We start from the raw sequence: 12,223 nt of genomic DNA on the forward strand, positions 1-12,223 counted from the left end.
AAACCCCATTATTTTTATACTTACACAGTTAGTGAGATACTACCTTTTTTTCTGTTTTTCTTCTAAAATGTCCGGAAGCGTATTGATATATGCGTACTTTTCTTTTCCGGCCTTTACTGATTACTATAATTTATTTTACAGCGCAAAAAGCAATTCACCCATAGTAGCATAAGCTTCATCTCTTCCTTTTATTATGTAACGGAAAGTATAATATACTTCTCCATCAATAAAATCGCGGTAGAAACGAGTGTCATGTATCATCCTTTCCTGGTCGTCTGCATCAGCCGGCTGCAGTAATGCTGCTTCTTTATTGCATACTGCTTCCGCAACAAATGCAAATGATTTTTTTTCATAGGTATTTATAATGCCTTCAATAGAAAAACCCTGTTCAGCGATAGTTTTGTACACATCAATTTCAAGGGTTATTCCGTGGCCTTTATATTCAGCAGTAAGGCTATGTTCATTTTCCCTGAATTTGAAGTTTCCGTCATTTTTAAAAAAATCACGGAAGCTTTCAAAAATCTTTTTTATTTCCTCTTTTTTGGTTTCTTTCCTTCTGAACTCGTACTTTTTCCTGTACTCATCATGTTCACTTTTTATATCTATTTTCAGTTTGAGGTATCCTAAATCCATGGCTCGCTGTTACATTTCTATAATTTTCCGGGGCTGGTAAAAATTCACATAAAAAAAGTTGGCGGCGTCTATGCCCTGATCTGTGAAAGAGGCGTCAATTTTTTCTATTTTTTTAGTGTCATCCGGTTCCCTGAGGCCTAAAAAATCAAGAAATTCCGCCCTGTTGCTAAACTTAAAACTCAGGTCAGTATTAAGTGAATACGCTGTAATGCTGTATTCTGCGGTAGCTACGTCTATGCCTGCCTTTTCAAAGGCACCGGCAATTACTTCAAAATTGTCTTTCATGGCTTCTAGTTTTTATTGTATAAAAAAAGCTCCGGGCACTACTACGAAGCTTTTTATTAAATATAATAATAGTAAGATGGCTATTCAATGGTTTTTTCATTTTTCACTATCTGTATTTTACCTGCCGGGACATCGTTGCTTTTCGTAAGCAGCACTCCAAGCACATTGACAGGTATATCAACTTTGTCACCGGAATACCTGATTTCATCCAGTATATGCTCATAGTCCATCAGGTTAAGTACAAGAGTGTCCCCTTTATCAATTTTCTTGTCAAACAGGTAACTACGTATGGCGGCTATGCTTATTTTTCCACCTATTGCCTTATACTCAGCCATAAAGTTTCTTTTGCTACAGCTAAGATAAAACCGTTAAATTAAAAATTTGAAAAGATTATGTTAAATATAGGCATGGCTGTATTTTCAGCCTTAGTTTTAAAAAACCTATCTTTGCCAAAATTATTTATATGCCATCATTTCACGAACTCGGCCTGCCTAAATCACTGCAAAAAGCGCTTGATGAGCTTGGTTACAAAACCCCTACCCCTATCCAGCTGAAATCAATGCCTGTGATTACTTCCGGCAGGGACATGATGGGTATAGCGCAGACTGGTACCGGAAAAACCTTTGCTTACTTACTTCCGATATTAAAGCAATGGAAATTTGCCGGTACACATACGCCCCGTGTTATTGTTATAGTACCTACGCGGGAACTCGTAGTGCAGGTAACGGAGGAAGTGGAAAAACTGACTAAATATATGTCAGTACGCACCCTTGGGGTCTATGGAGGGGTTAATATCAACACACAAAAAACAGCTGTTTACCAGGGTGTAGATATATTGATAGGTACTCCGGGAAGGATGATGGACCTGGCGCTGGACAATATAGTACGTTTTGACGAACTGCAAAAACTGGTTATAGATGAGTTTGACGAAATCCTGAACCTCGGTTTCCGTTTCCAGATAACATCTTTACTGTCCATGATGAAATCAAAGCGTCAAAATATTTTATTTTCGGCAACCATGACTGATGAGGTGGATGAAATGCTGGATGAGTATTTTGATTTAACGGAAGAGGTTACACTGGCGCCATCGGGTACGCCATTGGAAAAGATTGAGCAGCAGGGTTACCATGTGCCGAACTTCCTGACCAAGATAAACATGCTGAAGCACCTGCTGGAGGGCGAAGGCTTTGACCGTGTGCTGGTATTTGTGAATAACAAGCGTACGGCAGATATATTAATGGAGAAGATTGAGGAAGATTACCCGGAGCAGTTTGGAGTTATACATTCTAACAAATCGCAGAACTACAGGCTCAACACCATGGCAGCTTTCCAGTCGGGTGAGCTGCGGGGTATAGTTACTACCGATGTTATGGCGCGCGGCCTTGATATCAGCGATATAACCCATGTGATTAATATGGAGTTCCCGGAAGTACCCGAACAGTATATTCACCGTATTGGCCGGACGGGCCGTGCCGATAAAACAGGTATTGCCATTAGTTTCATAACGCCTAAGGAAGAAGAACAGCAAATTGCGGCAGAACTTCTTATGGAAAAAGAAATTGCTATACTGCCTGTACCAGAAGGAATTGAAATCGCAGAAAAACTGCTCGAATTCGAAAAAGAAAAGAAAAAAATAAAACAGTTGCTCAAGAGGCCAAAGCATGAAGGTGGCACGGCCTTCCACGAAAAAAAAGACAAGAACAAAAAAGTAAACCTTGGAGGCCCCGGGAGGCGCAACCCCAAAAAAACGGAACCCCGTAACCGGGCTGCAGAAGCTAAAAAAGCAGCAAAAAAGAAACGGAAGTAACCCCTTAAAATTCCCTTTTGAGTATGCCTATTACAGGGGTACCTCAGCTGCGGGTCACTCCTGTAGATACGGCGCAGTCTGATGAACATACCTTTCAGGTGGGTTGGGGCATTAAAAAAATTTACTTATTGTTAGTAAATATTAAGCATACCGGCGAACACAGCCTTATACGTTTTGTGGTATCGGTTAGTTTCCCGGTGGTTTTGTCCCGCTTGAATATTACAATATCATTACTTTTTTGGTGGCCGATCAAAACAAAATTATCTTTTGGATCTATGGATATATTCCGTGGCTCTTCACCCATGGTTGGGAGTTCTTCCACAAAATTAAGCATTCCGTTGGCGTGGCTTTTAAAAATGGTAACCGTGTTTGCATCGCCCCGGTTGGTTACATATAAGAATTTCCCGTCACGCGTAAAACGAAGATCGCCACCGCTGTTTTTGCAGCCTTCGTCTTTAATGGCTATACTAAGTTCCTGTATAGGCATGGCTTTGTCCTTTATCCAGCTGTAAACCGTAAGGCTGGCATCAAGTTCGTGCAGGACGTAAAAAAAAATCCCGTTGGGATTAAATACCATATGCCGCGGCCCGCTTCCGGCCTTAGTGACAATAACATCCTTCAGTACCAGTATTTTATTTTCCTCATTAGGATTGTAGTGGTATATGTATATTTTGTCTGTACCCAGATCAATAGCAAATACATACTTTTTATCGGGCGAAAACTGTACCATGTGAATATGCGGTTTTTCCTGCCGCTCATTATTGATACTCCTGCCGGAATGCTTTACAAGCTGTTTGGCGTCGGTAAGGCTGCCATCAGCATTACGCTCAAAAACCGAAATGGTACCACCGGTATAATTAGCCACAATAACATGTTTTTCGTTACTGATAATGTAGCAGGGATCCTCGCCTCTTGAATCTTTGTCATGTAAGGATTTTAATTTTCCGTTACCCGGCGTATACCGCAGGGCAGTCACCCCGCTTTTTTCGCCGTTTTCATTAACTGTATAAATATATTTGTTATCGGGTGAGGCAGTCAAATAGCTGGGATTATTTATAAATTCTGATGTACTTTTCAGTTTTGTTTCGGCAGTAGCGGAATTGAAATCATACACATACAGACCCTTACTGTCGCACGCCCTGGTATAAGTACCTACAACCAGATTATAATCCTGTGCACCTGCGTGCATAAATACAAATAAAATGACTAAGGCGATTATCTTCATCATGGACAAATTAGTAATAACAAAAGTAAGTATTTAAACGTTATCTGAAATTTATAAGAGGAATTCGGGTTATCATGTTAGAATAAAATTTGTATTTTTGACAAACTTTCAACACGGATGCAGTTTAAACACCCTGAAATTCTTTACTTCCTTTTTCTGCTGGTAATCCCCATACTCATACATTTATTTCAGCTGCGCCGTTTCCGGAAAGAGTATTTTACTAATGTACGATTCCTTAAAGAACTGAGCATCCAAACACGCAAAAGTTCACAAATAAAAAAATGGCTGCTGCTGTTTACGAGGCTCATGCTGCTGGCCTTACTGATAACCGCATTTGCGCAGCCTTATTTTGAAGCTAAAGATACAGGCAATACCGGAAATGAAATGCTGATACTGCTTGATAATTCTTTTTCAATGCAGGCCAAAGGCAGCAAAGGCGAACTGCTTAAACGTGCTGTACAGGACCTGCTTGAAAACACTCCCGGAGACCAGCAGTTCTCGCTGCTTACTACCAATGGCGCCTACTGGGATACCGATATAAAATCAATACAAAAAGACCTGCAGAACCTGGCATACAGCGCTGTGCCTTTCCGCCCGGATTTCCTGTTTACCAAAGCCGAGGCAAAAAGCAGGCGAAGCAAAGATGTAGTAATCATTACCGATGCTGTAAACCTTGACAGCAAAAATGTTTCGGGATTAGGAAACGGGAACCCGGTTTATGCCCTTGTACCCGAAGCAGAAAACAGGAAAAATGTGTCAGTAGATAGTGTATATATATCGCAGGTGATGGACAATTTTTATGAAGTCACAGCCGAAATGAAAGCTTATGGTGATTTTAAAGATGAAATGCCGGTTTCGATATATGATGGTAATAAAATGATTGCTAAGACAATAATTAAATTTAATAAAAACAAAGAAACGACTGCTTTCAACATCCCTAAAAAAGACTTTCATGGCTATGTCTCAGTGTCTGACAACAGCCTTACTTATGACAATACCTACTACTTCAGTATCTCAAAGCCTGAAAAAGCAAAGGTGCTGGCTATAGGCGAAAGTGTAAAAAACAGTTTCCTTGCACGGATTTATACGGAAGATGAATTCAGTTTTAAAAGCAGCGAATTAAACGCCCTGGATTATAACAGTCTTCAAAACCAGGATGCCATAATACTTAATGAGCTTGCTGAAATACCACAGGCGCTGGTAACAACCCTGAAATCAGTTTATGAAAGAGGAGGCAATATTGTAGTTATACCTTCAGGCGAGGCAAAAATGCAAAACCTTAATAATATGCTGGGTAGCTTTGGCAATGCTGCTTTTAGAGGCAGTATGGCAAACGAGCGACAGATTACCAAAATTTCTTTCAGCCACCCGCTTTACCAGACTGTATTTGAGAAAAAAGCTAATAATTTCCAGTATCCGAAAGTAAGCCGTGGATTTACACTTTCAGGCGCAGGGCTACCGGTGCTGGCTTATGATGACCAGACACCGTTCCTTATATCCGTCAGCAACCGGATTGGTAATCTGTATGTATTTTCTGCACCCATCAATAAAACCAATAGTAATTTCCAAAATTCGCCACTCATTGTACCCACTTTTTATAATATGGCGCAAAACAATAATAAAACCGGTATATCCGCTTTTACTATAGGAAGGAACCGTAGCCTTGTCCTGGATGCGCAGCTTTCGGCAGACGAAGTGGTTTCAGTAAAAAATAATGAAGGTAGTTTTATACCAATGCAACAATTACTGGATAACAAAGTAAAATTATCTTTTGGGGATTATCCGGAAAAAGCCGGTAATTACAGCATCATGAGAGGCTCTACCCTACTAAAGAACATCAGTTTTAACCATGCACGTACCGAGAGCAACCTGAACCTTGATAACACTTCTGTACTGGACAAATTCACAAAAGCCGATTCTGTTGCTACAGTATATAACGACATTAAATCAAGCCGTACTGCCGATGAGCTCTGGAAATGGTTTGTCATCGGAACACTGGTTTTCTTATTGCTTGAACTCTTCATCCAAAAATTTGTAAAATGAACCTGATTTTTAAAAATGCCGCTATTATTGACAGGAACAGCCCGTATAATGGTAAATCTGCCGATATACAGGTACAGGATGGCATTATAACAAAAATTGGTAGTATTACCGAAGTATCAGGCCATGAGGTTATAGAGCTGCCCGGCCTTCATATTTCGGGCGGATGGTTTGACACTTCCGTAAGTTTTGGTGAACCCGGCTTTGAAGACAGGGAAACTATTGCCAATGGGCTTTATGTTGCGGCCAAAAGTGGTTTTACCGATGTGGCTGTTCAACCCAATGGCATCCCTGTAGCCGACAAACAGGCCGATATTGCATTTCTCAAAAGTAAAGCACAGGGCCATGCCACTTCCTTACATCCTATCGGCGCACTTACAAAAGGCAGTGAAGGCAAGGACATAGCTGAGCTTTTTGACATGAAGAATGCAGGGGCGGTAGCCTTTGGCGATTATAACAAACCGATTGCCGATGCAAACCTGCTGAAGATAGCCCTGCAATACGCACAGGATTTTGACGCGCTTATTATAGCTTTTTCACAAGACGATAAAATAAAGGGCAAAGGCGTGGTGCACGAAGGAAAGATAAGCACCCGGTTGGGGTTAAAAGGCATACCCCCAATCGCAGAGGAGCTTCAGGTGGCGCGCAACCTTTTATTGCTGGAGTATACAGGCGGGAAAATGCATATCCCCACTATTACTACTTCAAAATCGGTACAGCTTATACAGGAAGCTAAAGCAAAAGGGCTACAAGTAACCTGCAGCGTGGCTGTACATAACCTGGTGCTTACCGATGAAGTGCTCACAGGGTTTGACACCCGCTACAAGGTGTTGCCGCCGCTGCGTACCGAAGTGGAAAGGAATGCATTAATAGAAGGAGTATCGGACGGTACTATAGATATCATAACGAGTGACCATAATCCTGTAGACATAGAGAATAAGAAAATGGAATTTGACCTGGCCAAAGATGGCACAATTGGCCTTGAAACAGCCTTTGGCGCTTTGATGGGAGTGCTGCCTGCTGATACCATAGTGGAAAAATTTACTGCCGCAAAAAGAATTTTTAATATTGATGCCCCAGCTATTGCCGAAGGAGAAAAGGCATCATTTACATTGTTTACTACACAGGGAAGCCGTATATTTACCAACAGGGATATTTTATCAAAATCTAAAAATACTGCTTTTCTTGGCAGGGAACTTATAGGTAAAGTATATGGGATATATAATAACGGAAAACTAATTTTAAACAAGTAAAGGCCATGAAAAAAGTTATTATTCTAATTATAGCAGTTGCTGTAATGGCAGGATGCCGTGAAGACGTTACAGAAAAAACGAAAGAAGCCATAGAAAAGAGCAGTGAGGTAGTGGAACGGACCGCAAATAAAGTAGTTGATGAAGTTTCCGCACATATAGAGCGCGATATGGGCTGCAAACTGGTACTTTCAGAAGAACTTAAGGCAAAAGGTATTACTACCGGTAAATTTTATATTGAAAATGATTCTGTTACCAAAAAAGACAACAAACTGGTAATCTATCTCATAACTGAAAAAGCATTCAGTGGCGATATTACTTTTAAAGTAGCCGGTGATGACGGCACCGAATTGGGGCGGGCAACCTTACAATTAAATACCAAAGCAGGCAGCGCCGGTTATCATGATATTGCGTTTGATAAGCGCACTGATATTGAAAATAAAAGTATTATAAACATATACTAATGGACGAAATAACGGAGAAAGGAAAACCCATAGCTATTACGAGCTATATCCTGATAGTTGGTGCCCTGATAGCGTTAACCATAAATGCCGAGAAGAAAAACCCTTATGCTGCTTTCCATATACGGCAGGCACTGGGCCTATCGCTTATGTTTTTAGGGTTAGGCTCTATAGTAAGCCGTTTTAACGATATCAATATTACATTTGCCATGTGGATATTTATGGCTGTATTGTGGAGCTATGGCATCATCATGGCAGCAAAAGGCGAAATGCGCCCTATCCCTATAATCGGCCACCTGTTCCAGAAAGTATTCAGGACAATATAATGGAATTTTCACTATACCACATTGTAAGGGAGCCGAAGGCTAAAAAAGAAAAAAATCCGCTCTTGTTGTTACTGCATGGCTATGGCAGCAATGAAGAAGACCTGTTTTCATTTGCCGTCCATCTGCCTGATGACTATTTTATTGTCTCTGCGAGGGCCCCTCATCCCCTTCCGCCTCATGGTAATGCTTGGTACGCAATAAATTTTGATGCTGCAATGAATAAATTTTCCGATGAAGTGCAGGCCGTACAGTCGCGAGACCTTATTGGGAAATTTATAGATGAACTCGTTGCCGGTTACCCTGTTGATAAAAGCAGGATTACACTGATAGGCTTCAGCCAGGGGGCTATACTCAGCTATGCCGTAGCACTTTCCTATCCAGAAAAAGTGGAACGCGTAGCTGCACTAAGTGGCTATCTTAATACAGAAATAATAAATTATAACCATTCTTCGGAAAAACTTTCAAAACTGCGCTTTTTTATATCCCATGGTATTGTTGACCAGGTTATACCTGTTGAATGGGCGCGGAAAGCTCCGGAAATACTTAAAGGCATTGTTCCTGGTGTAGAATACCATGAATATCCGGTAGGGCATGGAGTGGCGCCACAAAATTTTTATGATTTGCTGGCATGGCTTGATAAGTAGTCCCTAATTAAATTTATTGTTCCTCGGGTTGGTCAGTACCTATTATACGGCTTTCTTCTATGGCAGCAGCGGCAAATAGCAATTGCCTGTTCCTGCTCAGTGAAAAGCCCTTATTTTTCAGTAAAGCCCAGCCATCACCGGTATAAGGGCTATTTTTATTTTCTCTTCTGAGTATAACTGATTTTGAACCGGCATCAGGCAGGAAAAGTTCCGCCCGTTCTCCATTTTCATCAAAAATAATAAACGCACTTTCAGCATCGGTACCCTCTTTGAGCGTATTTATTTTATTAAGCCTGTATCCTTCTTCAAAAAGCCTTATACATTCTTTCCTTAAAACCGACCATCTGTAGCCGGCAGAAGCCACACAGCCTTTTTCATCACTGTCCGTACCCAGTACAACTCTGTTTTCTGCGTTGGCTTCATGCTGTTTATCTTTGCGCTCCTTGAACATAAAATCGCATGAGAGCAAGAGCAGCGGCAGGGCAGCAAGTAAAAACAGCTTTTTCATGAGGTGAGTATTTTAAGGAGATTAAAAGTACAAAAAAAATTAATTTACAGTATCAGAATACAGGATTGTTTGCAGTGGTTCATAAGTAACCTGTCCATTGCTGTCAACAAAATATTTTATCAACACTTCACCCCACGCTTTGCCATTACTGAAATCGGCAATAATCCACCTGTGGTTCAGTATCTTTATTTTGTTGATAAGGAATGGAACACCGCCTATCGCCGGATATTCTACTAAAGGGTTGCCGTTTTTGTTTTGGTTATACTTATCAATCCCGGCACGAACTTTTTCTGATAATGCGGCAATGTCCTGCCCTGCAAAATATTCCGCGGCGTTATCATTATTTTCAAGGCTGAAATAATTTGCTTCTTCAAGTACCTGCTTAAAATACCTGATACTGTCAGAAGCTGCTTTATCATTCTTTTCGGCTTTGGCCAGCTGGCTTTGGTTAAATTTTGCTTTATTGTCAAAATAGACATAGGTGAAAATGTTAATAAGGAGCGAAAAAATAAACAGGTATAAATAAAGGTTCTTTTTCATAATATTAAATAGTTATTTGCAGGTTATCATATGCCAGAAATACATTATCAGGGAGATTTTGCTGCACTCTGGCATGGAAACCAAGTAAATGGCTAATGTGCGTAAGGTAAGCCTTTTCCGGTTTTACTAATGCTACAAAATCCAGCGCTTCCCTGAGGTTAAAATGGGTCTCGTGAGGTTCTTCCCGTAGTGCGCTGACCACAAGTACTTTCAGGCCCAGAAGCTTATTAATTTCTTCGTTGTCCATAGCCTTAACATCTGTAAGATAGGCAAAATCATCAATGCGGTACCCAAAAATTTCGAGGCTGCCATGAAGGGCCCGGACCGGAATAACGTTTTTGCCGCCCAGGAAAAGGGGGTTTCCCGCTATCACTTCAACAGCGTTCACTGAAGGTGCGCCGGGATATTTATTTTCTTCTTCAAAAATATAATCAAAACGGCGTTTAAGGCTGTCCAGCACCCTATGGTGGGCATACACAGGGATGTGCCCCTGCCGGAAAAAGAAAGGCCGTATATCATCAAGGCCCGCTGTATGGTCGGCATGCTCATGGGTAAATAAAATGCCGTCAAGCCTGGTGCATCCGCAGTTCAGCATTTGTTGCCTGAAGTCAGGCCCACAGTCTATTACATATGAATATTCATCCCATTGCAGCCATACCGAAACACGCAGGCGCTTATCATGCGGGTCGGCACTGCGGCACACAGGATGTGTACTCCCAATCACGGGTATTCCCTGGGAGGTTCCGGTACCTAAAAACCATACTTTCAGCACAGCTTGTTTTTTTACAAAAATAGGATTATTTGTTTTATAAAACGCCTTGTTTTGCTAACTTTGCTTCATACCATAATCAGCTATGAAATTAAACGATAACGACATTACCCTCAAAGGCGACAGGATAATCGAGCACGTTCCTTCTACAAAGGATAAGGCGCTGCGAATAAACCTAAATGAGAACATATACGGTACGTTTGCCGAGATTGGCGCCGGGCAGGAGACGGTGAGGCATTTTTTCAGGGCGGGCGGATCTTCAGGGACTATTGCCAAGGCAATGTCGGCTTACGATAAAGATTTCAGTGACGCCATCTATGGTGTTGAAGAAGATGGCCGCTATGTCACGGAAAGCCGGTTAAAAAAAATGCTGACACACGAGGTGAAACTTATTGAAAGCCGGCTGAAACGCGACAAGCATCCTAATAAAATGTTTTTTAGCTATGCCAATACAGTAGCTACTATTGATTTTGCCAAGCAGTTCAAAGGGCATGGATGGGTAGGCATTAAATACCAGGTGGAACCGGATGAGGATTACAACGAAATAATACTACATATAAGGTTCAGGGAAAATGATGCGCGCCTGCAGCAGGAAACTCTCGGCATACTTGGGGTAAACCTTATTTATGGCGCATTTTATAAATACAATGACCCTAAAAAACTGTTGCGTTACCTGTATGACAACCTTGACAAGGACCAACTTGAGATTGACACCATAAACTTTGCAGGGCCGCGTTTTGCCGATGTCGATAACCGCCTTATAAGCTTACAACTGGTAAAAAACGGAATGACTGATGCGGTTATGTTCAATCCAAGCGGGCAAAACATACTTCCGGCTGCGGTATTGTACAAAAAGAATATCCTGGCGCTAAGGGGAAGCTTTAGGCCGGTTACAAAAGTAAATATGGATATGTATGAGAAATCATACAAAATGTTCCTTGAAGAAAATAAAGTTGACAAAGACAAAACACTGGTAGTTTTTGAAATAACATTGTCCAACCTTCGATCCGAAGGTGAAATTGATGAGCGTGATTTCATGGACCGGGCAGAATTGCTTTGTTCACTGGGGCAAACAGTTATGATATCTAACTTCCAGGAATATTATAAAGTTGTTGAATATTTTTCAAGCTATACCAAAGCACGTATGGGCCTCGCTATGGGCGTAAGTAACCTTGTAGATATATTTGATGAAAAATATTACAGGCACCTTAGTGGTGGAATTTTAGAAGCTTTTGGAAAGCTGTTTTACCGCGACCTCAAAGTGTACCTCTACCCGATGAAAGAAGACGGTGCGGTGATCAACTCCGAAACGCTGAAGGTACACCCAAGGATGAAAGAACTCTACAAGTTCTTCAAATTCAATGGCAAAGTAGTTGATATAAGCGATATTGATGAGCAAAACCTGGACATCTTTTCGCGGGAGGTTTTAAAAATGATTAACAAGGGGCAGACCGGCTGGGAAGATATGCTTCCGGAAGGCGTGGCCGAAATCATCAAGAAAAACCATCTTTTTGGTTATGACCCAAAGAAACTGCTGGCAGAACAAAGTTAGTATCGTATTTATACAGCCATTAGGAAAACTAACTGATATCTTTTGTAGCAATTAATTATACTATTGTATATGGAGATGCGTTATGTTAATTATAACAGCTAATCTTAACTAATATATTATGAAAAAGTTAGTTTTAAGTCAATAGCGTCCTAAACAATAAAAAAAAGAATGGTTAGTTTTTAA

14 protein-coding genes are annotated in these 12,223 nt (G+C 41.0%); 7 read left to right on the top strand and 7 right to left on the bottom strand.

From position 1 onward, the window contains the following. Positions 1-135 precede the first annotated feature (135 nt). The 3 genes from CHU92_RS02880 to CHU92_RS02890 form a co-directional block, all read right to left on the bottom strand. Positions 136-633 (bottom strand): hypothetical protein, encoded by a 498-nt coding sequence (locus CHU92_RS02880; protein WP_094412416.1) that lies wholly within the window; start codon positions 631-633, stop codon positions 136-138. A 9-nt stretch (positions 634-642) separates the two neighbouring features. Continuing rightward, positions 643-918 (bottom strand): hypothetical protein, encoded by a 276-nt coding sequence (locus CHU92_RS02885; RefSeq protein WP_094412418.1) that lies wholly within the window; start codon positions 916-918, stop codon positions 643-645. 80 nt (positions 919-998) lie between these two features. Continuing rightward, complete coding sequence (locus CHU92_RS02890; RefSeq protein ID WP_094412420.1) at positions 999-1,253, bottom strand: hypothetical protein; 255 nt, start codon at positions 1,251-1,253, stop codon at positions 999-1,001. Positions 1,254-1,381: 128 nt separating this feature from the next. Between CHU92_RS02890 and CHU92_RS02895 the strand changes: the two genes are divergently transcribed. After that, positions 1,382-2,725: a DEAD/DEAH box helicase gene (locus CHU92_RS02895; RefSeq protein ID WP_094412422.1), complete on the top strand. Its 1,344-nt coding sequence runs from the start codon at positions 1,382-1,384 to the stop codon at positions 2,723-2,725. 121 nt (positions 2,726-2,846) lie between these two features. Here CHU92_RS02895 and CHU92_RS02900 read toward each other — a convergent pair whose 3' ends face one another. Beyond that, on the bottom strand, positions 2,847-3,953 hold the full coding sequence (locus tag CHU92_RS02900) for a lactonase family protein (protein WP_243389549.1): 1,107 nt from the start codon (positions 3,951-3,953) through the stop codon (positions 2,847-2,849). 114 nt (positions 3,954-4,067) lie between these two features. Here CHU92_RS02900 and CHU92_RS02905 point away from each other — a divergent pair, with 114 nt between their 5' ends. Genes CHU92_RS02905 through CHU92_RS02925 form a run of 5 tightly spaced genes read left to right on the top strand, consistent with a single transcriptional unit; the run spans position 4,068 to position 8,671 of the window. Then, the gene (locus tag CHU92_RS02905) at positions 4,068-5,993 is read left to right on the top strand and encodes a vWA domain-containing protein (protein ID WP_094412426.1); all 1,926 of its coding nucleotides are present in this window, start codon (positions 4,068-4,070) and stop codon (positions 5,991-5,993) included. Further along, positions 5,990-7,243 (top strand): dihydroorotase, encoded by a 1,254-nt coding sequence (locus tag CHU92_RS02910; protein ID WP_094412428.1) that lies wholly within the window; start codon positions 5,990-5,992, stop codon positions 7,241-7,243. The genes CHU92_RS02905 and CHU92_RS02910 overlap by 4 nt, the downstream gene beginning before the upstream one ends. Positions 7,244-7,248: 5 nt before the next feature. Next, positions 7,249-7,704, top strand: a complete 456-nt coding sequence (locus tag CHU92_RS02915; protein ID WP_094412430.1) for a hypothetical protein — start codon at positions 7,249-7,251, stop codon at positions 7,702-7,704. After that, positions 7,704-8,027 (top strand): hypothetical protein, encoded by a 324-nt coding sequence (locus CHU92_RS02920; RefSeq protein WP_094412432.1) that lies wholly within the window; start codon positions 7,704-7,706, stop codon positions 8,025-8,027. The genes CHU92_RS02915 and CHU92_RS02920 overlap by 1 nt, the downstream gene beginning before the upstream one ends. After that, positions 8,027-8,671, top strand: a complete 645-nt coding sequence (locus CHU92_RS02925) for an alpha/beta hydrolase (protein WP_094412434.1) — start codon at positions 8,027-8,029, stop codon at positions 8,669-8,671. Before CHU92_RS02920 ends, CHU92_RS02925 begins: the two co-directional genes overlap by 1 nt. A 13-nt stretch (positions 8,672-8,684) precedes the next feature. On the opposite strand, the gene CHU92_RS02930 is transcribed toward CHU92_RS02925, so the two are convergent. From CHU92_RS02930 to CHU92_RS02940, 3 genes are read right to left on the bottom strand one after another with little or no spacing between them, the layout of a single operon-like run. Beyond that, complete coding sequence (locus tag CHU92_RS02930; RefSeq protein WP_094412436.1) at positions 8,685-9,179, bottom strand: hypothetical protein; 495 nt, start codon at positions 9,177-9,179, stop codon at positions 8,685-8,687. A gap of 39 nt (positions 9,180-9,218) precedes the next feature. Continuing rightward, complete coding sequence (locus tag CHU92_RS02935) at positions 9,219-9,719, bottom strand: hypothetical protein (protein ID WP_094412438.1); 501 nt, start codon at positions 9,717-9,719, stop codon at positions 9,219-9,221. Positions 9,720-9,723: 4 nt separating this feature from the next. Continuing rightward, on the bottom strand, positions 9,724-10,488 hold the full coding sequence (locus tag CHU92_RS02940; RefSeq protein ID WP_094412443.1) for an MBL fold metallo-hydrolase: 765 nt from the start codon (positions 10,486-10,488) through the stop codon (positions 9,724-9,726). Between the two features lie 85 nt (positions 10,489-10,573). Between CHU92_RS02940 and CHU92_RS02945 the strand changes: the two genes are divergently transcribed. Next, on the top strand, positions 10,574-12,040 hold the full coding sequence (locus CHU92_RS02945; RefSeq protein ID WP_094412440.1) for a nicotinate-nucleotide adenylyltransferase: 1,467 nt from the start codon (positions 10,574-10,576) through the stop codon (positions 12,038-12,040). Positions 12,041-12,223: the final 183 nt, after the last annotated feature.

Origin of the sequence: Flavobacterium cyanobacteriorum, assembly GCF_002251835.1 — a bacterium.
GTDB lineage: Bacteria > Bacteroidota > Bacteroidia > Flavobacteriales > Flavobacteriaceae > Flavobacterium > Flavobacterium cyanobacteriorum.